Origin of the sequence: Nocardia sp. NPDC057668 (assembly GCF_042799795.1) — a bacterium.
Taxonomy (GTDB): domain Bacteria; phylum Actinomycetota; class Actinomycetes; order Mycobacteriales; family Mycobacteriaceae; genus Nocardia.
Map to the genome: position 1 here is coordinate 589,975 of NZ_JBHVIC010000006.1, position 23,932 is coordinate 613,906.

Annotated in this window: 19 protein-coding genes; 6 read left to right on the forward strand and 13 right to left on the reverse strand. The window is 67.4% G+C overall.

Annotation, left to right across the window (positions count from 1 at the left end; all coding sequences use genetic code 11):
- Window positions 1-30 precede the first annotated feature (30 nt).
- Together ACFVBH_RS33285 and ACFVBH_RS33290 are read left to right on the forward strand one after the other, a co-directional pair.
- Window positions 31-1,818 carry an EAL domain-containing protein gene (locus tag ACFVBH_RS33285; protein ID WP_379007773.1) on the forward strand — a complete coding sequence of 596 codons (1,788 nt, stop codon included), beginning with the start codon at window positions 31-33 and terminating at the stop codon, window positions 1,816-1,818.
- 76 nt (window positions 1,819-1,894) lie between these two features.
- A complete protein-coding gene (locus ACFVBH_RS33290; RefSeq protein ID WP_379007776.1) occupies window positions 1,895-3,223 on the forward strand; it encodes an MFS transporter in 1,329 nt (442 codons plus the stop codon).
- On the opposite strand, the gene ACFVBH_RS33295 is transcribed toward ACFVBH_RS33290, so the two are convergent.
- Entirely contained in the window at window positions 3,190-3,621 is a 432-nt protein-coding gene (locus tag ACFVBH_RS33295) for a PIN domain-containing protein (protein WP_379007778.1), read from the reverse strand. The genes ACFVBH_RS33290 and ACFVBH_RS33295 overlap by 34 nt on opposite strands.
- Entirely contained in the window at window positions 3,618-3,842 is a 225-nt protein-coding gene (locus ACFVBH_RS33300; RefSeq protein ID WP_379007782.1) for a type II toxin-antitoxin system VapB family antitoxin, read from the reverse strand. The genes ACFVBH_RS33295 and ACFVBH_RS33300 overlap by 4 nt, the downstream gene beginning before the upstream one ends.
- 82 nt (window positions 3,843-3,924) lie before the next feature.
- On the opposite strand from ACFVBH_RS33300, the gene ACFVBH_RS33305 reads away from it, so the two are divergent.
- Window positions 3,925-4,872, forward strand: a complete 948-nt coding sequence (locus ACFVBH_RS33305; RefSeq protein ID WP_354990561.1) for a DMT family transporter — start codon at window positions 3,925-3,927, stop codon at window positions 4,870-4,872.
- A 46-nt stretch (window positions 4,873-4,918) separates the two neighbouring features.
- Here ACFVBH_RS33305 and ACFVBH_RS33310 read toward each other — a convergent pair whose 3' ends face one another.
- Window positions 4,919-6,478 (reverse strand): Rieske 2Fe-2S domain-containing protein, encoded by a 1,560-nt coding sequence (locus ACFVBH_RS33310; protein ID WP_354990555.1) that lies wholly within the window; start codon window positions 6,476-6,478, stop codon window positions 4,919-4,921.
- Window positions 6,479-6,523: 45 nt separating this feature from the next.
- Window positions 6,524-7,366, reverse strand: a complete 843-nt coding sequence (locus ACFVBH_RS33315) for a hypothetical protein (RefSeq protein ID WP_379007786.1) — start codon at window positions 7,364-7,366, stop codon at window positions 6,524-6,526.
- 177 nt (window positions 7,367-7,543) lie between these two features.
- On the opposite strand from ACFVBH_RS33315, the gene ACFVBH_RS33320 reads away from it, so the two are divergent.
- Window positions 7,544-8,284: a lysophospholipid acyltransferase family protein gene (locus ACFVBH_RS33320; protein WP_379007789.1), complete on the forward strand. Its 741-nt coding sequence runs from the start codon at window positions 7,544-7,546 to the stop codon at window positions 8,282-8,284.
- Between the two features lie 219 nt (window positions 8,285-8,503).
- A complete protein-coding gene (locus tag ACFVBH_RS33325; RefSeq protein ID WP_379007791.1) occupies window positions 8,504-10,027 on the forward strand; it encodes a serine/threonine-protein kinase in 1,524 nt (507 codons plus the stop codon).
- Window positions 10,028-10,968: 941 nt separating this feature from the next.
- Here ACFVBH_RS33325 and ACFVBH_RS33330 read toward each other — a convergent pair.
- From ACFVBH_RS33330 to ACFVBH_RS33355, 6 genes are read right to left on the reverse strand one after another with little or no spacing between them, the layout of a single operon-like run.
- Window positions 10,969-11,631, reverse strand: coding sequence for a hypothetical protein (locus ACFVBH_RS33330; protein WP_379007793.1), 663 nt, complete (start codon window positions 11,629-11,631; stop codon window positions 10,969-10,971).
- On the reverse strand, window positions 11,628-13,307 hold the full coding sequence (locus ACFVBH_RS33335; RefSeq protein ID WP_354990550.1) for an ABC transporter family substrate-binding protein: 1,680 nt from the start codon (window positions 13,305-13,307) through the stop codon (window positions 11,628-11,630). The genes ACFVBH_RS33330 and ACFVBH_RS33335 overlap by 4 nt, the downstream gene beginning before the upstream one ends.
- A gap of 30 nt (window positions 13,308-13,337) precedes the next feature.
- Window positions 13,338-15,014: an ABC transporter family substrate-binding protein gene (locus ACFVBH_RS33340; RefSeq protein ID WP_379007796.1), complete on the reverse strand. Its 1,677-nt coding sequence runs from the start codon at window positions 15,012-15,014 to the stop codon at window positions 13,338-13,340.
- Between the two features lie 10 nt (window positions 15,015-15,024).
- Window positions 15,025-16,905 carry a dipeptide ABC transporter ATP-binding protein gene (locus tag ACFVBH_RS33345; protein WP_379007799.1) on the reverse strand — a complete coding sequence of 627 codons (1,881 nt, stop codon included), beginning with the start codon at window positions 16,903-16,905 and terminating at the stop codon, window positions 15,025-15,027.
- Window positions 16,902-17,840: an ABC transporter permease gene (locus tag ACFVBH_RS33350; RefSeq protein ID WP_354990547.1), complete on the reverse strand. Its 939-nt coding sequence runs from the start codon at window positions 17,838-17,840 to the stop codon at window positions 16,902-16,904. Before ACFVBH_RS33350 ends, ACFVBH_RS33345 begins: the two co-directional genes overlap by 4 nt.
- A complete protein-coding gene (locus ACFVBH_RS33355) occupies window positions 17,837-18,814 on the reverse strand; it encodes an ABC transporter permease (protein ID WP_379007803.1) in 978 nt (325 codons plus the stop codon). The genes ACFVBH_RS33350 and ACFVBH_RS33355 overlap by 4 nt, the downstream gene beginning before the upstream one ends.
- Window positions 18,815-19,040: 226 nt before the next feature.
- Between ACFVBH_RS33355 and ACFVBH_RS33360 the strand changes: the two genes are divergently transcribed.
- The gene (locus ACFVBH_RS33360) at window positions 19,041-19,844 is read left to right on the forward strand and encodes an HAD family hydrolase (RefSeq protein WP_379007872.1); all 804 of its coding nucleotides are present in this window, start codon (window positions 19,041-19,043) and stop codon (window positions 19,842-19,844) included.
- A 31-nt stretch (window positions 19,845-19,875) separates the two neighbouring features.
- Here the strand turns inward: ACFVBH_RS33360 and ACFVBH_RS33365 are convergent, their stop codons facing one another.
- Genes ACFVBH_RS33365 through ACFVBH_RS33375 form a run of 3 tightly spaced genes read right to left on the reverse strand, consistent with a single transcriptional unit; the run spans window position 19,876 to window position 23,239 of the window.
- Window positions 19,876-20,778, reverse strand: coding sequence for a formylglycine-generating enzyme family protein (locus tag ACFVBH_RS33365; protein WP_379007806.1), 903 nt, complete (start codon window positions 20,776-20,778; stop codon window positions 19,876-19,878).
- Complete coding sequence (locus ACFVBH_RS33370; protein WP_379007809.1) at window positions 20,771-21,694, reverse strand: HAD family hydrolase; 924 nt, start codon at window positions 21,692-21,694, stop codon at window positions 20,771-20,773. Before ACFVBH_RS33370 ends, ACFVBH_RS33365 begins: the two co-directional genes overlap by 8 nt.
- Before the next feature lie 3 nt (window positions 21,695-21,697).
- Window positions 21,698-23,239, reverse strand: coding sequence for an arylsulfatase (locus ACFVBH_RS33375; RefSeq protein WP_379007812.1), 1,542 nt, complete (start codon window positions 23,237-23,239; stop codon window positions 21,698-21,700).
- Window positions 23,240-23,932 lie beyond the last annotated feature (693 nt).

Sequence of the window (23,932 nt, forward strand, 5' to 3'; positions counted from 1 at the left end):
GCGGCTTCGGCGCTGGCAACGGCAATGGTCATGGCGCGGACCACCGGGGCGTTCTACGTCATGGGTGGAGTTCTGGGTCTGGTGATCACCGCCGTGGCACCGGGCGATGAGGGTAATCGACCGCTGGTGGGCGCTGCGGCGCTGGTGGCGTTGCTGCTCGGCGTGAGCCTGCTGATTTGGGGTCCGCGGATGCCTCATTCGGTGCACCACGTCTATGTCGCGATGGCGACGGTGCTGGTGACCGTTGCGGTGCACTGGTTTCCGAATACGGTGGGCGCGATCAGCCTGGCCGCGTTCTATGTGTTCGTGGCGTGTGACGCGGCCATCTTCTTCGCCTACAAATGGCTGGGCGCGCATGTGCTGTTCGCGGTGGTGTGCTGTCTGTGGGTGGTGCCTTCGCGTGGCCTGCCGTGGTGGTCGGGTTTGATTCCGGCGGGTATCACCGTCGGGGTCGGCATCGTCGTCGGCATTCTCACGCGCATGGCCTCGGACGCCGATATCGATGTGCTGACGGGTCTGCTGAATCGCCGCGGTTTCGATCGCGCGCTGGCCAATGCGATCGCGCACGCGCAGCGCGCCGATCAGAGTCTGTCGCTGGTGCTGGTCGACCTGGATCGCTTCCAGAAGATCAACGATCATCTCGGCCATCGCGCCGGTGACGCGGTGCTGCAGCGCGTCGCCGACACCTGGGCGAAATTGCTCACCCCCGAGCAGCGCCTGGCCCGTTACGGCGGTGACGCTTTCGCGCTGCTGCTGCCGAATTCGACCGAGCAGGCCGCGATTCTGCTGACCGAGCAGTTGCGCGCGGCGGTGACGACGGGTTGTTCGGCGGGTGTCACCTCGTGGCAGCCGGGCGAGTCCGGTTCGCTGCTGGTCAGCCGGGCGGACGTGGGTCTGTACCGGGCCAAGCAGGCGGGCCGCAATCGCACGGTGCTGGAGTCCTCGCGGCAGCTGCCGCTGGCGGTGGAGCTGCGGGAGGCGATCGATCGCGGCACCCTGGACGTGCAGTATCAGCCGATCGTCTCGCTGTCGGACGGCGATACCCGCGCGGTCGGCGTGGAGGCGCAGTTGCGCTGGTCCTCGCACGCGCAGCCGGAGGTCACGACCGAGGGCCTGATTCGCGTCGCCGAGGAATACGACCTCATCTCCGATCTGGACGAGCTGGTGCTGCGGCGCGCGTGCGCCGACGCCGCTCGACTACAGGAGACCTTCGAACAACTCGATCTGACCCTGAATGTGAATGTGAGCGGCCTGGAACTGGCCGAATCCGATTACGCCGACCGGGTTTCGGGGATTCTCGCCGATACCGGCTGGTCCGCGGATCAGCTGGTGCTCGAGGTGACCGAGAGCGATATCGCCGCCGAATCCGAGACGGCCGTGGCGAATCTGCACAAACTCCGGGAGCGCGGCGTTCGCATCGCCATCGATGATTTCGGCACCGGCTATTCGTCGTTGAGCCGGTTGGCGAATCTGCCGAGCGACATTCTGAAGGTGGATCAGTCCTTCGTGGCCGCGATCCGTTCCGATTCCCCGGCGCCGCCGTTGCTGGGCGTCATCGCCGCGTTGAGTAAGTCGCTGGATCTGCAGGTCATCGCGGAGGGAGTGGAAACCGAATATCAGGCGGCGGTGCTGACCGAACTCGGTTTCGCCCTGGCGCAGGGTTATCACTACGGCGATTCGCATCCGGTGTCCGAGCTGATCAGCGACCTGAACGAGCGTCCCGGCCTGGTGGGCGCGGCCCGCACCGAGGGCGAGGTCGACACCACCGGCTGGATTCCGATCGACAATCCCCTTGACGGTGGCCTCGGTCGCGAGTGAAGCTGGCGGTATGCGCATGCTCGTGTACGCCTGTTGATTCTCCAGCCTGCTTCGCGGTGACGCTCGCGCCGATTCGGTGCGCGGTCTCACCGCGCGTTCGGTGCTGTTCGCGCTCACCAAGGATCTGATCCCGCTCTACGCGGTCTATGCCCTGATCTTCGCCGATCACGGTCTGAGCGTCGCGCAGATCTCCTCGCTGCTCGCGATCTGGTCGGTGACCTCCTTCGTGCTCGAGGTGCCCTCCGGCGCCTGGGCCGACACGGTCTCGCGCCGGGCCCTGCTGATCCTGTCGGCGGTGCTGCTGGCCGCCGGTTTCGCCGTCTGGACCCTGTTCCCGTCCTACCTCGGCTTCGCCGCGGGCTTCGTCCTGTGGGGCACCTCCGGCGCCTTGAGCTCGGGCACGTTCGAGGCTCTCCTCTACGACGACCTGGCCGCCCGCGCCGCCACCCCCGCCTACGCCCGGATCCTGGGCTACACCCGCGCCGCTGCCGAATCCGCCGCCCTCGCGGCGATTCTCGCCGCCGCGCCCCTCTACACCTGGGGCGGCTACCCCCTGGTCGGCTGGTCCAGCGTCTTCGTGGCGGCCCTGCACATTCTCGCAGCGATGGCGATGCCGAGCGCCCCGAAGGCCGTATCGGCCGGGGAGGTCGAGGATTTGGAGGACGCCGACGAAGCGGATTCGCCCCCTGGGGAATTCGAGTATCCGCGCGTCCGCACCGTCGATGCTCCCGCCTTCGTCCCCGAGTCCGCGAGCCTGTCCCGCTACCTGCACATGCTCCGCACGGGTGTCCGAGAGGCCCTGCGCGTCCGCGTGATTCGCCGCGGCGTCCTGCTCGCGGCCCTGCTGAACGGCATCACCGCCTACGACGAGTATTTCGCCCTGATGGCCGACGAGGCGGGCGTCTCCCCGGCGGTGGCCTCGCTCCTGGTCGGCGTGACGGTGGCGGGCGCCCTGGCCGGCGCGTTCCTCAGCGGCCGCACCGAGTCGATGCGCCCGCGAACGATGGCCTGGACCCTCACCGCGGGCGGCGTCCTGTTCATCGCCGGGGCCCTGCTCTCGGGCCTGGCCGCCACCCACCCCGCCTCCGTACACCTGCTGACCGGCGTGGGCTTCACCCTGATAGGCGTCGCCTACGGCCTGAACTACAACGCCGACGTGATCGCCTCGGCCCGCCTCCAGGACGCGATCGAGGGCCCCGCCCGGGCGACGGTCACCTCGGTCTCCGGCGTGGCCACCGAAGTCTTCGCCCTGGCGGTCTTCATCTTCGCGGGCTCGGCCGCAACCCTGCTCTCGATCTCGACGGTAGTGGCCCTACTCGGCATCCCCCTCCTTGCCACCGCGCTTCTCGCCACCCGGTGGCTTCCGAGATCTCACGTTTCATCGGCGCCCGGCGGCCCATCGTGAACGTTGCGCTGGCGAAGATCCGTGGCCAGCCGAGCCGCGGTCACGTAGTCGGCATCGTCGTGCAGAACGATCAGGTCGTGATACGCCGCGGTCGCGCAGATCTGCAGGTCGACCACCGACAGGCATTGATGGTTACCGTGTTCCGCGGCCCGCCATTGCAATCCGGCGATCCAGAGCCCGGCGGATTTCGGCACGGCGACATCTCGGTAGGACGCGTCGAACATCGCGCAGAGCTGGCTGTACTCCTTCAGATTCCGGGCGGACCGAAGAAACTCGGAGCGCATCGGATAGCAGGAGCGAAGGTCGCCGTCCACGGCGGCATCGCGCCACAGCTCGTGAATCTTGGGATCGCGCAGGATGTGCCAGAGCGCCGAGGAATCGAGCAGATACCCGATCACTGCCGATGCTGCTCCTTCTCCGTGCGATGAGCGGCCTCGGCACCTTCCAGGTCCCAGCTCTTGGCTAGCTCGAAGTAGTGGTCGTATGCGGCGGCGCGCGCGCGTCGTTCGTTGTACTCGGTCAAGGCGGCGGCAACGGCGGCGGTCTTTGTCCGGTGTCCGCCGAGCTTCTTGGCTGTTTCGAGGGCTTCGTCATCGATGTCGATATGAGTAAGCGACATAACGCCCTCCTGTACATAAACACGCCCAAAGTTGTCTCAATAGTGTACATCGAGCCCGGTGGCGAAGAATCGAACCGTGACGATGCGACGGATCGGTCTGGGTTTCGGGGTGTGCATCGGCGCGGGTGCGGCGGGGCAGGCCCGGATCAACGGGGTGCTGGGGGAGCGGTTGCACGACGGAATCGCGGCGGCCGTCATCAGTTTCGGGACGGGGCTGCTGCTGGTGCTGGCGGTTTTCGCGGTGAGCCGGACATCGCGGTCGGGATTGGCACGGGTGCGGGTGGCGTTGCGGGGCGGTGAGCTGCGGTGGTGGCAGTTGCTCGGCGGGTTGTGCGGCGCGTTCTTCGTCGCGTGCCAGGGGCTTACGGTGGCGGCGCTGGGGGTCACCGCGTTCACGGTGGCCGTGGTGGCGGGCCAACTGGTGAGCAGCCTGGTGGTGGATCGGGTCGGGGTGGGGCCCAAAGGACGCACGCCGGTCACGTGGGTGCGCGGGGTGGGCGCGGCGCTGGCGCTGGTGGCGGTGGGTTTGTCGGTGATCGGCCGGCACGGCGCGACCGGGGTGGGATCGGCTGTGCCGGAAGCGTTTCGAGGCGGCGCGCAGCTGCTGTTGATCGTGTTGCCACTGGTGGCGGGGATCGGGGTGGCGTGGCAGCAGGCGGTGAACGGACGGGTGGGCGCGGTGGGTGGACCGCAGTCGGCGACGCTGGCGAACTTCGTGACGGGCACCGTCGGGCTGGTCCTGGTGGAAGCGGTGGTCGTCGCGAGGACCGGATGGCCCGAACGGTTTCCGCCCGAGCCGTGGCTGTATCTCGGCGGTGTTATCGGCGTGGTCTTCATCGCGCTGGCGGCGGCGGTGGTGCGCTGGATCGGGGTGCTGCTGCTCGGCCTCACCGCGGTGGCCGGCCAGCTGTCGATGTCCCTGCTGCTGGACGTGGTCGCGCCGACGGGCGCGGGCATCTCGCCGCTGGTGGTGCTCGGCTGTGCACTCACCTTCGCCGCGGTGGCGGTGGCCGCCCGCGGCTCGTCCTGACCTCGCTCCGATCCGGCCGGCGCCGCGGCCCCGGCCGGAAGTCGTGTCAGCTCGCGGTCGGCGCTTCCAGTTTCTTCGACCGCAGTTCATGCCCCTTGGAGGTCTTGCAGCGGCCCGATTCGAGATCCCACGACCACCCGTGCAGATTGCAGGTGAGCGTATTGCCCTCGATGACACCGAATTTGGACAGATCCGCCTTCAAATGCGGGCAGCGCCGCTGGATTTCCCAGCCGTCGAGTTCGGTCGAGGCCGAGTCGTCGTGTGCTTCGGAGAACCAGCCGTCGGCGTACGCGATGCGTTCGTCGGTCAGGCATTTGAAGAAGGTGTAGAGGAATTCGTTGTATCCGCCGATGCGCCAGGTGGTGAAGCGCGTGGACAGGAAGATGGTGTTCACCCAGTCGGGTTCGTTGTCCCGCAGCACGGTGCGCACGAGTGTCGGATCGATGCGGAAGCCGTAGCGCTGCTTGCCTTCTCCCTCGATCACCGGGCGCACGATTCGCTGCGGGAAGTCCAGCACCACGGTCTCGTCGCCCATGACCAGCGCCACCGGGTACCCGATGCCGTCGCAGATGAGATCGCTCTGCGCCATGATCGGCTCGAACAGCGCCTTCAGTTGCGGCAGCAGCGGCCCCTCGGATTCGCTTGCCCAGGTGGCCTTCTCGGCCGCGAGCACGGGCGCGAACCGCTGCGCCATGTCCTCGATGTACGCGGCCTTGTCGCCGTACACCGAGTCGGGATCGACCGCGTGGGTGAGCGTGAGTTCCTTGCCGTGCACGTCGGCGACCGACCCCGGGATCATCAGGATCCCGCCCTCGTTGCCGTGGATGCGCATCTGCTCGAGGAAGACGATCTGATCGGGGAAGATGTTGCCCTCGTCGCCCCGGTCGTCGTTGAGGTAGCGCAGTTCGTCGTCCAGGAAGACCGGCGGCCCGGCCGAGGGCACGACCCAGGTGGCCCCGACCTGTTCGATGTAGGAGCGTGCCCGGTCCATGCCGCGCTGGCGCTTCTGCTTGCCGAAGTTGGACTTGGTCTTGGCGGGGATGTCGTACACCATCGGGTACCAGATGGCCCCGGAGTACTGCAGCAGGTGAATGTCGATGTGCCCGAACGCGTCGTGCAGCACGTCCATGTCGACCGGTCGCGCATCGTTCATGTTGAAGCACACGGTCTCGCGGTCGGAGACGATGATGCCGGAGTCGCCGATGGGCCCGTCGGCGGGCGCGCGCAGGGCGATGATCATGATGTCGATCTCGTTGCCGTCGCGCCCGGTGACGGTGTGCTTGACCGAGTCCTCGGTCTCGAAGAAGGTGTGGAACCCGAGCTGCTCGAGTTCGCGCCGCAGGTCCGGCACCGGATAGTCCGGCAGCAGCACGACCGCGTCCTTGTTCACCTTGTCCAGCAGGTGCTGCGCGTCGAAGTGATCGCGGTGCAGATGCGAGACGTAGAGGAAGTCGCAGTTGCCGAGCTCGTCCCAGTCCAGTTGGGTGTTGTCCGGGAACGGCACCCATGATGCGAAGTACGCCGGGTTGACCCAGGGGTCGCACAGGATGGTTCCGGCTGCGGTACGGATGTGGAATCCGGCGTGTCCGACGCTGGTGATCTGCACGAGCTCTCTGCCTCCCTGACCGTTACCAGCCACCCAGAGTACTGGCTACCCCGAGACGTCGCCGATGCAGTAACCCTGGTTGCCGGACTTCAGGGTGAATGTCTGTTTTTTCGCCACACCCGCGGTGCTGGTGACGCCCGCGGTGACGGTGAGATAGCCGTCACGCGGCCATTCCGCTCGAATCGACCGGTCCGCGAACTTCTTGATGCCTGGGAGTTTGCTCGCGGCGGCCGCCATGGGCGCGATGCCGGGCCTGCCGGTGCCGTACGGATCCCAGGTCGCGGTATCGGTGGAACAGACCAGCGGATAAGCATTCTCGACGTCGCCGGTATGTACGGGATCGCCGATCATTCGCGCGAGAAAGCGCCGGACGGTGTGGATGGCGTCGGCCTCGGTGAATTCGACCGCCGCGCCGGCGGGGAACACGTACGGGCAGGCGTAGCCGTCGACGGTGTCCGCGTCGGTGACCACCAGCGTCACCGTCGCGCTCGTCCAGCGCGTGGTGTCGCCGTGGTCCACGGGATCCCGGGTCAGGGCCTCCAGGATCGGCCCGGGCTCGGCGTATTCGGACTCGATCCGGTCCGGCGCCATCGCCCAGCAGTCGGCCGCGAGTCCCGCCGTGCCGCGGCCGCGCAGGTCCGCGGCCCAGCGGGCGACGGCCGCACCGGCGGCGACGGGTGATCCCGGTTCGGGAACCGCGGCCGGCCCCGGCGTGGTCGCGGTGCCGCTCGGTCGCGGTGCGGCGGTGGTCTCGTCGCCGGGGATCCCCACGGCCGCATCGCAGCCGGTGAGCAGCAGGCAGCTCGCGGCCAGCGCGGTCACGACGCGGACCGTTCCGCCGAGTGTCCGATCGCGGCCGGTATCCCGCGTCGCGGTGCGTTCGTTCACCCCTGCGAACCTTTCTGTCCGTGCCCCGCGGCCGTGTATCGCCCGCCCGGGAGCGGCGCCGATATTTTGGCGTGTGCGGCTTTCCTACTGTCGCGAAGGGTTTTTGCGCACTCCCGCCGGGCGGGTGTTGCCCGGATCACTGGTCGCCGCGCGAGCAGCGACTACGCTAGTGGAACTGTGGAACCCGTCTACTTCCCGATCATCGGGCTGGCCCGCACCGTCTTCGCGCTGCAGGGCCTGAAGTTCTCCGTCAAAGGCGACACCAACATCCCGGCGGAGGGTGGCGCGGTCATCGCCATCAACCACACCGGCTACCTCGATTTCACGTACGCGGGCCTGCCCGCGCGCACGAACAAGCGCTACATCCGCTTCATGGCGAAGAAGGAGGTCTTCGACAATCCCGTCGGCGGCCCGATCATGCGCGCGCTCAAGCATATTCCGGTGGATCGGTCCGCGGGGTCGGACTCGTATCGCGAGGCGGTGAACCGCCTGCGCAAGGGCGAGCTGGTCGGCGTGTACCCCGAGGCCACGATCAGCCGCAGCTTCGAGCTGAAGGAATTCAAGTCCGGCGCCGCGCGCATGGCCATCGAGGCGAATGTCCCGATCATCCCGGTCGCGATCTGGGGCGCGCAGCGCGTGTGGACCAAGGGGCATCCGAAGCGGCTGGGCCGCACCAATACTCCGATCGCCATCGAGGTCGGCGCGCCGATCGCGCCGTTCGAGCCCGCGCAGGAGCTGACCGACAAGGTGCACGCCGCCCTGCAGGCCATGCTGCTGGACCTGCAGCGGGACTACGTGCACGAGCCCGGCGCGTTCTGGGTGCCCGCCCGCCTGGGCGGCGGCGCGCCGACCCTCGAGGAGGCCAACGCCATCGAGCAGGCCGAGGCCGAGGCGAAGGCGGCCCGCCGGTCCGAATGACCGGAATCGGCTGGTGATCAGCCGATCCGCAGCCTGATCACCGCTTGGAGAGGGTGGCGCGCCGGTGATCCCGGTGCGCCACCCTCCGTCGTGAGCGGACCGTCCGGTTCGGGCGTCCGGACTCGGATGCGCCTGTGCCCAGGGGGAATTGGTGGGGCGACAGTCCGGCCGGGGGATCAGTAGGCTGCACAGGCGACTGTCGCGGGGAATGAGGGAGACGTGCAAGGCACTCCGTTCGGCCGGTATCGCCTGCTCGAACTGCTCGGTGAGGGCGGGATGGGTCAGGTCTACCGGGCGTACGACACCGGAACCGATCGCATGGTCGCGCTGAAGGTGCTGCCGCCCGGCTACGCCCACGACGAGAAGTACCGTGCCCGTTTCCGCCGGGAGGCGCAGGCCGCGGCACGGCTGAGCGAGCCGCACGTGGTGCCGATTCACGACTACGGCGAGATCGACGGCAGGCTCTACCTGGACATGCGCAGTGTCGAGGGCGTCGATCTGGCGCATCTGCTCGACCGTTCGGGCGCGTTGTCGCCGGCCCGGGCGGTGTCGATCGTCGCCCAGATCGCCGCGGCCCTGGACGCCGCGCACGCGGTGAATCTGGTGCACCGGGATGTGAAGCCCTCCAACATCCTGGTGACCCCCGACGATTTCGCCTATCTCATCGATTTCGGAATCGCCAGGGGCAGTGACGAAACCAGCCTGACCACCACCGGCGCGACCGTCGGCACGCTGGCCTACATGGCCCCCGAACGTTTTTCGAAGGGCGTGTACGACGCGCGCTCGGACGTCTATTCGCTGGCCTGCGTCCTCTACGAATGCCTGACCGGCGCGAAGCCGTTCCCCGGCCCGAGCGCCGAGCGGCAGATCGCCGCCCACCTGACCGAACCCCCGCCCCGGCCGTCGGTCACCGACGCCGGCGTCCCGAGCGACTTCGACGCGGTCATCGCCTGGGGCATGGCCAAGGATCCCGAGCAGCGCAGCCGCACGGCGGGCGCGCTGGCGGCCGCAGCCCGTGAGATCTCGGTCGACAGCGCGCCCGCCGCGCCCCGGTTCGCGCCCCCGGTGACACCGGCGACTCCCCAGCCCACCACCGTCGCCTCCGACATCCGCGCCTACGCGAATATGGCGCCCACCCAGGTCAATTCGGCGAGCCATCCGCCGCCTCCGCCGCCGCCGGAATCGACCCGTAACCGCTGGCTCGATCCCCGCCTGGTCTGGGCCATGGCCTCGGTGCTCGTGGTGGCGCTGGGCTTCACCGTCGTCTACGGCGTGCTCGCCACCCGGGATTCCACGTCCGGCGACACCGCCGCCGCGCCCTCCGCGTCCTCGAATCCGCCGCTGTCCGCGAATCCTTCGACGGCCGTGCAGCCTTCGACAACCGCGCAGCCTTCGACGACCGCCGCGCCCCCGACCACGCGTACGCTCGCCCCCCTGACCACCGTGATGACCGATTTCGTGCGCGATCACTACGCCGCGCTGCCCGCGAACACCCGCGCCGCCTACGACCGCCTGTCGCCCGACTACCAGCGCCGCATCGGCGGCTACGACGCCTACAGGTCGTTCTGGGACACCATCTCCCGCGTCACCACCGACTCCCTGACCGCCGACCCCGCCACCCAGCGGGTCACCTACCGCCTGACCCTCACCACCAACGGCGGCGAGGTGACCACCGAGTGGCGGGTCATCCAGCTGGCACAGGCCGGCGACAGCTACTACATCATCAGCGCCGAACTCCGTTGACCAGCGCCTTGTCCCGCAATAAGAAATCCACAAGGTTTCGTTAACACCCACCCCGCAGAATCATTCTTGTCCGGTTGAGAGACCGGGACTGCCGGACCGGCCGGGTGACACCGACCGGGACGACAGCTGCTTTCGGCGGGGGGAGCAGCTTGCGTCGCACCTTCGGGGGGAAGGACGGCGGGGGGACAGGGACGGGATGGTGTGCGGTGCCGGTTCGCTTCGGGGAGGAGCCGAGCCGGACCCGGCGCCACCCGATGGCGTCGGCGAAGGAGGAGCGCCGACGGGGCGGGGAAGGCGCCGCGACCCCGGGTCGGTTCGGGGAGGAGACGAACCGGGGTCGTGTGCGCTGCCGAAGCCGGCGGGGGAGCACCTTGGGGGAGGTGCGCCGGCGGAACAGGGGTTCGTGGTTCGGGGGAGCCACGGGCCGGGGGGACCTGGGGGACAGGGGAACTGGGAGCAGGTCTGCGAGACCGGGGGGTGCGCAGACCGGGAGGACTGCGGAAGTCAGGGGGAGCAAAGGAACTGTGGTCTCGGGGGGAACTGTGGTGTGGAGGGGACCATGACGATCGCCGGCTGGGAAGCCCGCTGATCGGCTGGGGGACAGGGAGATAGCGGGCAGGGGCTCGCGAAGGGGCGGGGAGTCCGGTGCCGTGGTTCGGGGGGACTACGGCACCACGCGAGGAGAAGGTCCATCAACCTGGGGAGGATTGTGGATCGATCGGGAACAGGGGAATCGCAAGCAGGGGTGCGGATGGCGGGGATTCGGGGGCTGTGGCCGGGGACCACGGAACAGTTGGGGCGGAGGTTCGCGATCCCGGGGAGGATCGTGGACGGGGCGGGGAACGGAGTCGCGGCTCCGGTTCGGCTGGGGAAGAGCCGAACCGGAGCCGCGTTTCGTCGTTGCCACTCACCCGGAGCCGTACCGGCTCGGCGCGACCGCGTCAGCTGGGGTCGGAGCCTCGAATGGCGGCCAGCCACGTCGCGAGCGCGGCGGCCACCACGGTCGCGGCCGCGAAGGTGAGGGCGGAGCCGCCGGCGATGTATATCCACAGCAGCGCCGCGAACGGAGCGGCGATCGCCGACTGCGCGTCGAGCAGCAGCCTGCGCCCGGAACCGGCGGCGCGGGTGGCGAGTTCAGCGGCGTCGGCCGCGGGCCGGGTGGGATTGTCGATGAGCCTGCCGATGGGCTCGGAATCCCGCACCCGCCCGGCCGGATACACCCGCTCGCCGTCGACTTCGATTGCCCGGCCAGAGATCTCGCCGCGCGCCGAGGTCAACGTCATCAACGCCGGATCGAAATACACGGGCAGCCATCGGGTCCGCCCGCCCCCGCTGATCTCCAGCCACGACCGGCTGACCAGCCGATGCTGCTGCCGCACCCGCCGCACGACCGCGTCCGCCTCGAACGCCGGCACCCCGGCGGGCACATACCCCCACGCCATGGCGAGCCGAAACACGCTGTACCCCAGCACGCAGACCCCCACCGCCCCCAGCATCGCCACCTGCTCCGAATCGCCGAACGGCGCCCACGCGAGGCATATCGCGAGGGCGCCGATCGTCACGATCACCGGATAGGCCAGGGGGTGGCCCATCCAGTGACTCACTTCAGAAAACCGATCTTGGTGTAGTCGTAGGTGGCCAGGCCCGCCGCGCCGTAGTTGGCGAGATTCGCTCGCACGGCGACGTTTCCGGCCGACTGCACGAGCGGGATCGAATGCCCTTCGGCGAAGACCTGCTGATCGATCTGGTTCGCCAGTTCGATCGCGCGGGCCGGGTCGAGTTCGGACACGGTCTGCTCGATGAGCGCGTTGAGTTCGGGCGAACCGATGCGACCGTAGTTGCCCTGCAGATCATTCGGGTTGTAGCCGTAGATCTGGTTGAGGCTGCCGAGCGGGAACGGGTCGCCGACCCAGCTCCAGTACGCCACGTCGAAATCACCCGGCTGGATGAAGTCGGTGAAGTAGCCCTTGCCCGGCTTGGTGTCGATGGTGAGCTTGATGCCGACCTGTGCGAGGTTCTGCTGCATGATCTGTGCGATCTGCACCCAGGTGTCGGCGGTGTACATGACGTCGCGGATCTCGAGCTTGCGCCCGTCCTTCTCGCGGACGTCGCCGACCAGCTTCCAGCCCAGATCGTCGAGTTCCTTGGCGGCGGCGGCGGGATCGAAGGCCTGCGCGTTGTCCTGGTAGCCGGCCTGACCCTGCAGGAAGATGTGGTTGTTCAGCGGCTTCGGGTCTTCCACCAGGCCGTTCTGAATGGCGGTGGCGATGCCCTGCCGGTCGATCGCCTTGATGATGGCGACCCGCAGCTTCGGATCGGACAGGATCGATCCGGGCGCCCCGTTGAAGGTCATGTGCGACCACTGGTTACCCGGCGCGCGCCGCACCACGACGCCGGCGGTGCCCTGCGCGGTCTTGAGATCGTCGCGCGAGCCGAGGCCGACCGCGTCGATCTCGTTGTTCTGCAGCGCGGGAATCGTGGCCGCGCTGTCCAGCACGCTGTAGGTGATGGTGTCGAGCTTGGGTGTGTCACCCCACCACAGCGGATTGCGCTCGAGCACGATCCGGTTCTGCGCGCGGTCGACGGACCGCAGCTTGAACGGTCCGGAGGTGAGCTGGATCCCGTCCACCAGGCTCTTGTTGAACGCCTCGGGGTTGGCGGTCACCGACTTGGGGAACAGGAACGAGTTGCCCGCGAACTGGCCCCGCCAGTCGGCGTAGTGCCGGTTGAACGTGATGATCGCCTGGCGATCGTCGACGCCGCGCTCGATCTTCTCGACCCGGTCGAAGCCGTTGTTGATGGCGAGCAGGTATTCCTTGTTCTTCCCGCTCAGCGCCTCGCCCTGGGAGCGGATGTCCTCCCAGGTGATGGGCGAGCCGTCGGACCAGACGGCCTTGGGGTTGATCGTGTAGGTGACCTGCTGCGGATCGGTCTTCGTCAGCTCGGCGCTGGTGAAGAAGTCGGTGTTGACCGTCAGATTGCCGGCGGCATCGGTCTTGAACGAGCGCGGCATGATCGGCCGGAGCACCCCGGCGGTTTCCGCGTCGTTGCCGTCGTTGTGCAGCGCGTTCCAGTTCTGCGGCAGCGCGGACATCGCGAGCCGCAGGTTCCCCCCGTCGCGCAGATCGGCGACATCGTGCGGGTTGATGTCGTTCGTGGTGCCGATGGCCGCGGTCGCGCCCTGCGGCGCGCCGCCCTCGTCACCACCGCACCCTGCGGCCAGCATGGCCACTGCGACCAGTGGGACAGCGAGTCGCATCCCAATCGAGCGCTTCCTCATCGGTCGCCCCTTTCCTCGGAGTTGGCTGGGTTACTTCAAGAACCCGATCTTCGTGTAGTCGTAGGACGCGAGACCGGGTGCACCGTAGTTCGCCAGATTCGCGCGGACCGCGACGTTGCCGGCCGACTGCGTCAGCGGCAGCGAGTGGCCCAGCTCGAACACCTTCCGGTCGATTCGATTCGCGAGCTCGATGGCCTTGGCCGGATCCAGTTCGGACAGCGCCTGATCGATCAGATCGTTGATCTCCGGGCTGCCGATCCGCCCGTAGTTCCCCTCGATGCTGCCCCCGTCGAGGCGATAGACCTGCGGCAGGTTCTTCAGCACGAAGACGTCGCTGGACCAGGCCCAGTGCGCGATGTCGAAGTCACCGGGCTTGATGACGTCGGTGAAGTAGCCCTTGCCGGGCTTGGTCACGATGTCGAGTTTCACGCCGACGGCGGCGAAGTTCTGCTGGATGATCTGGGCGATCTGAATCCAGGTGTCGTCGTTGTACATGACATCGCGGATGACGAGTTTGCGGCCGTCCTTCTCGCGCGTATCGCCGTTGAGCTTCCACCCGAGCCGATCGAGCGCCGCCGCCGCGGCCGCGGGATCGAAGGCCAGGCTGTTGTCCCGATAGCCGGTCTGCCCCGCCACGAACACGTGATTGTTGAGCGGCTTCGGGTTCTCGACCAGCCCGTTCTGAATGGCCGTCGCGATGCCCTGCCGGTCGATCGCCTGGGAAAGCGCAACGCGCAGACCGGGATCCGCGAGGATCGAACCCGGCGCGCCGTTGAAGGTGACATGGGTCCAGCTGCTGCCCGCCGCACGCCGGATGGCGATGCCCGCCGTGCCGCGCGCGGTCTTCATGTCGTCGCGGGAACCGATGCCGACCGCGTCGATCTCGTTGTTCTGCAGCGCGGGGATCAGGGCCGCGCTGTCCAGCACGCTGAAGGTGATGGTGTCCAGCTTCGGTGTCGAGCCCCACCACAGCGGGTTGCGGCCCAGCACGACTCGGTTCTGCGCGCGGTCCACCGACTTCAGGGTGAACGGCCCCGCGGTCAGCTTGATCTCGTCGACCAGACTCTTGTTGAAGGCCTCCGCGGTTCCGGTGACCGATTTCGGGTAAAGCGATGCCTCCCCGGCGAATTGGCCCTTCCAATCGGCGTAGTGCTCTTTGAAGGTGATCACGGCCTGACGGTCGTCCACCCCGCGTTCGACCGTCGCCACGCGATCGAACCCGAAGGTCATCTTGATCAGATACGCCTCGTCGGCCCCGCTCATGGCCTGCGCCTGGGAGCGGATGTCCTCCCAGGTGATGGGCGAGCCGTCGGACCAGACGGCCTTGGGGTTGATCGTGTAGGTGACCTGCTGCGGATCCGACTTCGTCAGTTCGACACTCGTGAAGTAGTCGGGATTGACCGTGAGGTTCCCGGCGGAGTCGGTGGTGAACGCCCGCGGCATCATCGGCCGCGCCAGTCCGCCCGCCTCACCGTCGGCGTCCGTGTGCAGGGTGTTCCAGTTCTGCGGCAGCGCGGACAGCGCCAGTCGCAGATTGCCGCCGTCGCGCAGGTCGCTCACATCGTGCGGGTTGATGTCGCTGGAGGTGCCGAGTTCGGCCGCCGCGCCCTGCGGCGCCTCCTCCTCGGTGTTCGAACAGCCGGACAGGAGCACTCCCACCGCCAGCAGCGATATCGCCAAACGTGGTGCGAGCGAACGAATCCTCACCGGACAACTCCTATCGGGCGACGACCGGCACGGGCACGGCGTCGATGAGGGCGCGAGTGTACTCGTGCCGTGGTGAATCGAAGATCTGCTCGGCCGGACCGTATTCCACGATCTTCCCCTGGTACATGACGGCGATGTCGTGCGCGAGATTGCGCACCACCGACAGATCGTGCGAGACGAACAGGTACGAGAGCCCGCGCTCGATCTGCAAGTCCCGCAGCAGATTCAGAACACCGGCCTGAATGGAGACGTCCAGCGACGACACCGGTTCGTCCAGCACCAGGATCTCGGGTTCCAGGGCCAGGGCGCGCGCGATGTTGATGCGCTGCTTCTGCCCGCCGGAGAAGTCGGCCGGATAGCGATCGGCCTGTTCGGGTCGCAGTCCCACCTGTTTCATCAGTTCGGGCACGCGTTGCCGGATCTCGGCCCGGGATCGGCCGTCGATCCGCAGCGGCTCGGCGATGGCGTCGGAGATCGGCAGGCGCGGATCCAGGGACGCGGACGGATCCTGGAAGACGATCTGCATCCGGCGGCGGATATCGCGCCGCTGAGTCCGATCCAGTTGCGCCACATCGTGACCGAGGATCTCGATGCTGCCGCTCTCGGGAGGGACCAGATCCATGATCTGGGTCAGCGTCGTGGACTTCCCGGAGCCGGATTCGCCGACCAGCGCCAGCGTCCGCCCGGCCCGGAGCTCGAAATCGATGCCGTCGACGGCGTGCACCTCGCCCTTGCGGCGGCGGAAGACGACACCCGAGGTGATGGGGAAGGTCTTGCGCAGCTCCGAGACGCGAAGCACCACGTGGGAATCGGTCTCGGTGACCTGTTCGGGCGCGGAGATCTCGTGCCGGTACGCGGTGAACAGCGCGGCGCTGTCGACCTCCGCCGTGCGGATGCAGGCCGCCCGGTGGCCCGGGGCGGTGTCCCGCAGTGGGGGTTCGGCGACCAGGCATTCGTCGATGGAGACCGGGCAGCGCGGGGCGAAGCTGCACCCCGGCGGCAGCGCGTGCATGGCCGGCGGCGAGCCCACGATCGGAATCAGCGGGGTGCGCGGGGGGCCGTCGATCCGCGGGATCGAACCGAGCAGACCCACCGTGTAGGGCATCCGGGGAGTACTGAAAAGCTCTGCCACCGGTGCGGTTTCGACGATGCGACCGGCGTACATGACCGCGACCCGATCGGCGAGCGTGGCGGCGATGCCCATGTCGTGGGTGATCATGATGACGCCCGCGCCGGTGATGTCGCGCGCCTTGCGCAGCAGATTCAGGATCTGCGCCTGCACGGTCACGTCCAGGGCCGTGGTCGGCTCGTCGCAGATGATGAGTTCGGGATCGTTGGCGATGGCCATGGCGATCACCACGCGCTGGCGCATACCGCCGGAGAACTCGTGCGGGAACGCGCGCGCCCGCGTCTCCGGATCGGGGATGCCGACCAGGCGCAGCAGCTCGATCGCCTTCTCGGCGGCTTCGGCTTTGCCGAATTTGCCGTGTGCCAGCAGGGCTTCCGCGATCTGCTCGCCGACGCGATAGACCGGCGTCAGGGCCGAGAGCGGATCCTGGAAGACCATCGAGATCTTGCTGCCGCGCAGTTCGGACAGCTGTTTGTCGCCGAGGCCGAGCAATTCGCGCCCGCGCAGGCGGATCGAACCCTGCACGCGCGCCTGCTCGGGCAGCAGTCCCATGACCGCCAGCGAGGACACCGATTTACCGGAGCCGGATTCCCCGACGATCGCCAGGACCTCGCCGTCGCCCAGCGTGTAGTCGACGCCGCGCACCGCCTCGATGCGGCCCTCTTCGCCGGGGAAGGACACCCGCAGGTCCGACACCTCGAGCAGGGGCGCGGTGGTGTTCTTGCGCGGCGAATCCGCCTCGGGCGTCTTGTCCGTCCTCATGCCTGGGCCTTCTTCTGGGCGCGAGTCTTCTTGCGCGAGCGAGCACGTTGCGCACTCGGATCGAACGCGTCCCGCAGGCCGTCGCCGACCAGGTTGGCGCACAGCACCACCATGATCAGCAGGCCACCCGCGAACAGGAAGAGCCACGGGTAGGTGAGCGCGGACTTCGTGCCGTCGGCGATGAGTGAGCCCAGCGAGACGTCGGGTCGCTGCACGCCGAATCCCAGGTAACTCAGGCCGGTTTCGGCCAGGATCGCCGAACCCACCGCCAGCGTCGTGTCGATGATCAGGATCGACGCGATGTTCGGGATGATGTGGGTCGTGATGATCGTCCACGTCGACGCGCCCATATAGCGCGCGGCCCGGACGAATTCGCGTTCCTTCAGACTCAGCGTCATGCCGCGCACGATGCGCGCGCTGATCATCCAGCCGAACACGCTGAGCAGGATGATCAGCAGGAAGATCGAGCCGCTGCCCTTGGTGCGCGGGGCGAAGATCGCGATGATGATGAAGCTGGGCACCACGAGCAGCAGATCGACCAGCCACATGATCGCGCGATCGGGCCAGCCGCCCAGCAGTCCCGCCACCGCACCGGCCAGCGCGGCGATGATGACCGAGATGAACGCCACGCTGAAACCGATCACCAGCGATTTCTGCAGGCCGCGCAGCGTCTGCGCGAGCACGTCCTGGCCGATCTGATTGGTGCCGAAGGGATGCTTGGCGCTGGGCGGCTTGAGCAGCGCGGTGTAGTCGAGCTGCTGGTAGTCGTACTTCAGCAGCGGCGGCAGCGCGAAGCTGAGGATCAGCATCAGCAGCAGCACGATTCCGGCCACCACCGCAGGCTTGTTCCGCAGGAAACGCCGCAGCACCAGCTTGCGCCGGCCGGCGGCCGCGGGCTCGGGTGCGCCCTGCACGATGAGTTCGGTTTCGGTCATCCCACACGCACCCGTGGATCGAGGATGGCGTACACGATGTCGGACAGCAGACCCGACAGCAGCACGACCAGAGCGATGAAGGCGGTGATCGTCACCACCGGGTACAGATCCTGGGCGTCGATCGACAGGATCAGCCATTCGCCGACGCCGTGCCAGCCGAAGATCTTCTCGGTGAAGGTCGCGCCGGTGATCAATCCGCCGAAGCTGTAGGCGAACAGCGTCGCCATCGGAATCAGGGCGGTGCGAAGTCCGTGTTTGTACAGTGCCCGGCGCCGAGTGAGACCCTTGGCGCGCGCGGTGCGGATGAAATCGCTCTGCAGCACGTCGAGCATCGCATTGCGCTGATAGCGGCTGTAGGCCGCCGCCGTACCGAGAATCAGGCCGATGGTCGGGACGACCATGTGCTGCAGGCGGTCGATGATCTGATTCCACAGCCCGTGCACGGCCGTCGCGGACGTCTCACCGGTGTAGAGGAAGATCTGCTCGCCGGTGATCGTATTGACTTGCAGCGCACCGTATTTCAGCAACGTGGCGAGCAGGAAGACCGGTGTGCTCAATATCAGCAGCGAGAGAATCGTGGTGAAGTAATCGCTGAACTTGTACTGCCGGATCGCGCCCGCCGCGCCGATCAGCACGCCCAGCAGCGTGCCCAGCACAGCGCCGATGACCAGCAGGCGCAGACTCACCGCGATGCGCCGGGGCAACTCCTCGCTCACCGGCTGGCCGGCGAGCGTCGTGCCGAAGTCGCCGTGTACCGCGCCGGTGACCCAGTTGATGTAGCGGGGCACGACGGGGTCGTCCAGGTGCAACTCCGCGCGTTTGGCGTCGATCACCGACTGCGGTGGTCGCGGATTGCGCTGTTCCAGGCTGTCCAGCGGCCGGAAGGTCCACGACGCGAGTGCGAAGGTCAGGAACGACGCCAGTATCAGCAGTACGACATAGTTCAGCGCACGTCGCAGTAGAAAACCGGCCATCAGTCCCTCTCGGGTCGAGTCTTAGCCCCAGATCATAGGGATACCTGTGGATAACCGTGCGGTACGCACACCGGTGGCGGAAAAGTGTTGTAGCTACCGCACGGAAGCACATCGGTCCGACCACGAACCCGCAACGTCGCCGGGCGCGTCGTAAACCCGCAGGAACACGCCGTGCCCACCCGATAGAGTGGACGAGGTGACTCTCTCTCACCTGCCGAAACCCAAGATGGTCGCCACGGATGTCGACGGCACGCTCATCGACGATGACGAACAGGTGAGTCCGCGCACCAAGGCCGCGGTGGACGCCTTGATCGCCGACGGCGTGCCGTTCGTGCTGGCGACCGGCCGTCCGCCACGCTGGATCGACCGGGTCATCGACGGGCTCGGCTACGCGCCGCTGTGCGTGTGCGCGAACGGCGCGGTCATCTACGACAGCGCCAACGACCGCATCCTGTCCACCCAGACGCTGGGCGTGGACACGCTGTCCTGGCTGGCGGAGCTGTCCGAGTCCCTGCTACCCGGCTGCGGTTTGGCGACCGAGCGCGTGGGCTCCTCGGCCCACGACGCCGCTACCCCGCAATTCGTCAGCTCCCCCGAGTACGAGCACGCCTGGCTGAACCCCGACGACACGGCGGTCTCCCGCGCCGAGGTGATCGCGGCGCCCGCGATCAAAATGCTGATCCGCCTGGCGGGAGCTCAGAGCGCCGACATGCGCGCGATCCTCGAGCCCCACCTGTCGGGCCGCGCGGACCTGACCTATTCGACCGACAACGGCCTGATCGAGCTCTCGGCCCCCGGCGTCACGAAGGCGACCGGCCTGGCGACGGTCGCCCAGCGCCTGGGCGTTCAGCACTCGGCCCTGATCGCCTTCGGTGACATGCCGAACGACGTGCCGATGCTCAAACTCGCCGGCCACGGCGTGGCGATGGCGAACGCCCACCACGAGGCCAAGTCCGCCGCGGACGAGATCGCGGCGGCCACCAACCACCACGACGGTGTGGCGCGCGTGCTGGAACGCTGGTGGCTCTGAGCGGTCGCCGGCCGCTCGCACCCGTCCGGACTCAGGCGTCGGCGACGCAGCGGAAGCCGATGTGGCTCATGCCGGTATCCACCATGTGCGGGCGGCGTGCGGCGGGGCGGTAGCGCAGGCAGTAGCTGTCGGCGCAGAGGAAGGACCCGCCCTTGAGGACTCGGCGTTCGATCGGGAAGCCGGGCTGACGGGGGTCGAAAGTGTCCGCGGCGCAACAGGAGCGGGTGGCGCGGCTCGGCGCGTACAGGTCGGTGGTCCACTCCCAGACATTGCCCGCCATGTCGTACAGGCCGTAGGGATTGGGGGCGAAGCTCCCCACCGGTGCGGTCCGGCCGTACCCCGTATCGGGCAGGTACGGGAACTCGCCGTGCCAGTAGTTGGCGAGCCGTTGGCCGGGTCGCTCCGGTTCGTCGCCCCAGGTGAAACGCGCGTGCGGCAGGCCACCGCGGGCGGCCGTCTCCCACTGCTCCTCGGTCGGCAACCGCAGGCCCGCCCATTCGGCGTAGGCGTCCGCGTCCGCGTACGCGATGTGGACTACCGGGTGTGACTCCAGACCGCGCAGGCTGGAGCGCGGGCCGCGGGGGTGATTCCACGCGGCGCCGGGTGTCCACCTCCACCACTGACTCATATCGCGCAGATTCACCGGACCCGCGGTGCGCTGGAACACCATCGAGCCCGGTCGCAGGTTCTCCGGCGGTGCGTCCGGGTAGTGCGCGGGGTCCAGCTCCCGCTCGGCGACCGTGCGGTAGCCGGTGTCGGCGACGAACACGGCGAACTGGGCGTTGGTCACCTGATGCGCCTGAATCCGGAAGGATTCGACGGTGACCTCCCGGACCGGGCCCTCCTCCGGATCGCCGGCGTCGCCCTGGAGCAGGCTCTGCGCCGGAATCCGGATTAATTCGCCGACGGCGGTGCGGATCTCGACCTCAGTCATCGAACACCCGTGACCAATCGCCGGCCATGCTCACGAGCTGCCAGCCATCGGTCGTCGTCGCCAGCTGCTTGGCTCGCTCGGCGCCCGCGGGATAGGCGAATTCCCGATCCGCGTCGTCGTGGTCGATCAGCAGCGCCAGCCCGGGGCCGTCGCCGGTTGTCGCGTAGTCGAGCATCTCGATGTCCCCGTTCGAGTTTCCGGCCGCCAGGATCGGGCGCCGCCCGACCCTGGACCACACCCGAACCGGCTTCGCGGCGCCGTCATCGAAGATCTCGAGCTTGTTCGTGGTGACCACCCGGCCCGAGTCGTAATTCAGCCCCATCGAGCTGCCGACCACCCGCTCCGGCGGAATCGCGTACATCTGCTCGGTGACCGCGCGCATGAAGTCGCGACCGCCACCGGACACGATGTAGCAGGTGAAGCCATTCGCCTCCAGGTAACGCAGCAGCTGGACCATCGGTGCGTAGCCGCACGCCGGGTACGGCCGATTCAGCGTGGGATGGCGAGCGGTCTCGAAGAACGCGCCGACCCGCGCCGCGTAGTCCTCCGTCGACTCGGCGGCGGCGAGATGCATTACCGCCGCGGCGAACTCGTGCAGCATGGTGTCGTCGCCCCGGTAGTGCTGTTCGACAGCGGTGCCGAACCAGGCCAGATCGCCGTCGTGTGCGGCCCGGAACGGCGCCTGATCGAGCAGCCCCGGATCCGCGGTCGCGGCCTGGGCCAGGGCTCGCACGATGAAATCCAGCTGCACGTACGCGGGTTTCTCACACCACAGGGTGCCGTCGTTGTCGAACACGGCGACCCGTTCCGCGGGCGGTACGTGATCGGGGCCCGCGCCGGTCACGCGCCCGACGAAGTCGATGATGGCCGACTTCGCGGGCGCGTCCCGCCACGCGTCGAGGACGGTGTCGTTCAAAGCTCAGTCCTTCGCGAGGTATTCGTGCAGCTTTTCCACCGCCTGGTCGATGGTGAAGCTGGCCGGTGCGTGCCGCGGCGGGAATTCCTTGAATGTCTCGAGAAACGCCGTGGACATCGCCGTCATGTAGAAGATGAGATAGTCGTGGTGCAGGAACCAGTCGTAATAGGTATTCGACGTGATGTCCGCGTACTCGAACGGATCGGTGCGCAGGTTGAACAGCTTCGGCACCCGCAATCGCGTGAACGGCTCGGCCCAGACCCGCAGGGTGCCCTGGCAGCGCTGCTCCATGAACACCGCCTTCCAGTTCTCGAACCGCATGGCCATCAGATCGCCATCGTCGGAGAAGTAGAAGAACCCGCGCCGCGGGCTGGCCTCCACCTCGCCGGTGAGGTACGGCAGCAGGTTGAAGCCATCGATGTGCACGCGATAGGTCTTGTCGCCGATGGTCTTTCCGGCTTTCAGCTCCTCCGGCGTGGTGGTATCGCCCGCCGCGGCCAGCAGCGTCGGCAGCCAGTCGTGGTGCTGGATGATGTCGTTGGACACCGAGCCGGCCTCGATGTGCCCGGGCCAGCGGATGAGTTCGGGCACGCGGAACGCGCCCTCCCAGTTGGTGTCCTTCTCGCTGCGGAACGGTGTGGTGCCGCCATCGGGCCAGCTGTTGCGGTGCGGGCCGTTGTCGGTGGAGTAGATCACGATGGTGTCATCGGCGATGCCGAGTTCGTCGAGCACGTTCAGGACCGTGCCGACATTCTTGTCGTGCTCGATCATGGTGTCGTGGTACTCCGACTGCCACAGGCCGGCCTGCCCACGCTTGTCGTCCTCGACGTGCGTGTACAGGTGCATATGGGTGAAGTTGCACCAAATGAAGAACGGCGCGTCCTCCGCGTGCTTGCGCTTGATGAAATCGACTGTGCGGTCGGCGATGTCGTAGTCGATCACCTTCATCCGCTCGATGTTCAGCGGGCCGGTGTTGACGATGGACTGTTTGCCGACCGGCCCGAACTTGGGATCGTCCGGCTCGTCGGAGACATGATCGAGCGCCTTGCAGTCCAGCACGCCGCGCGGTTTCGCCAGATCGTAGAGCCTGGGGAACTGATCCTTGTGCGGGTAGTCGAACTGTTCGGGCTCTTCCTCGGCATTCAGGTGATAGAGGTTGCCATAGAACTCGTCGAAGCCGTGCACGGTCGGCAGATACTTGTTCAGATCGCCGAAATGGTTCTTCCCGAACTGCCCCGTTGCGTACCCGTGCGGTTTGAGCAACTCGGCGATGGTGGGATCGTCCGCCGACCAGCCGACATCGGCGCCCGGCGCCCCGACCTTGCTCATGCCGGTCCGGTACACACTCTGGCCACTGATGAACGCCGCCCGCCCGGCGGTGCAGCTCTGCTCACCGTAGGAGTCGGTGAACTTCATGCCTTCTTTGGCGAGTCGGTCGATGTTCGGCGTGCGATACCCCATCACGCCGTCGCTGTAGCAGCTGAGGTTGGTGATTCCGATGTCGTCGCCCCAGATGACCAGGATGTTGGGTTTACCGTTCGGCACAGCGCGCCTCCATTGGGTGGAGAATCCGGCATTGACGATCCAGTTGCTATCCCTGACGAATACAGTTCCCTAGCCGCTCGGAGCCGTATTCCATCGAGCGGAATACGTGTACGAGCGGGAGAACCGGTCAGGTTTCGAAGCCTAGCTCGATGTTGCTCGGTATTCGCTACATTCGAATCCGGGTGTTGGAGCCGGTGCGGGACGTGGCCGCTCCCGTATCTCCGAGCCCGGGGCAACCTGCGGTGCACCCCCGGATCGTTCCGCGAGTTCGCCCCGAGTCGGCCCTTTCGCTCGCGTATCCGGCTCGACGACTGTTGGCGGTGGGGGTGGGCTTCGTGGATGCGTGGCCTGGTCGTCGATTATCGGAGCGTGAGGCGTTGGTTGCGTTGAGAGACGACTGGATAACGACAACCAGCCGAGACCGGTTGGGAGAGTTGGGCTGCGGTTCCAGCCCTTCCGGGGCAGGGCAGACTGGATGACGAGAACCAGCGGGGCCGGTTGGGAGATCGAGTGCGGTTCCAGCCCTTCCGGGGCAGGGCAGACTGGATGACGAGAACCAGCGGGGCCGGTTGGGAGATCGAGTGCGGTTCCAGCCCTTCCGGGGCAGAGCAGCCTGGATAACGAGAACCAGCGTTGTCACGTTTGGGAGTGAGGCTGCGGTGGGGTGCCCTACCGCAGGAAGAGCAGCCTGGA

Bases quoted from the DNA above. Each gene is read 5' to 3' on its own strand.
- ACFVBH_RS33355 (WP_379007803.1), bottom strand. From the start codon at position 18,814: ATGGCCGGTTTTCTACTGCGACGTGCGCTGAACTATGTCGTACTGCTG.
- ACFVBH_RS33300 (WP_379007782.1), bottom strand. From the start codon at position 3,842: ATGTCGCTTACTCATATCGACATCGATGACGAAGCCCTCGAAACAGCC.
- ACFVBH_RS33335 (WP_354990550.1), bottom strand. From the start codon at position 13,307: ATGAGGAAGCGCTCGATTGGGATGCGACTCGCTGTCCCACTGGTCGCA.
- ACFVBH_RS33360 (WP_379007872.1), top strand. From the start codon at position 19,041: ATGGTCGCCACGGATGTCGACGGCACGCTCATCGACGATGACGAACAG.
- ACFVBH_RS33285 (WP_379007773.1), top strand. From the start codon at position 31: ATGGCGCGGACCACCGGGGCGTTCTACGTCATGGGTGGAGTTCTGGGT.
- ACFVBH_RS33350 (WP_354990547.1), bottom strand. From the start codon at position 17,840: ATGACCGAAACCGAACTCATCGTGCAGGGCGCACCCGAGCCCGCGGCC.
- ACFVBH_RS33345 (WP_379007799.1), bottom strand. From the start codon at position 16,905: ATGAGGACGGACAAGACGCCCGAGGCGGATTCGCCGCGCAAGAACACC.
- ACFVBH_RS33305 (WP_354990561.1), top strand. From the start codon at position 3,925: ATGCGACGGATCGGTCTGGGTTTCGGGGTGTGCATCGGCGCGGGTGCG.
- ACFVBH_RS33365 (WP_379007806.1), bottom strand. From the start codon at position 20,778: ATGACTGAGGTCGAGATCCGCACCGCCGTCGGCGAATTAATCCGGATT.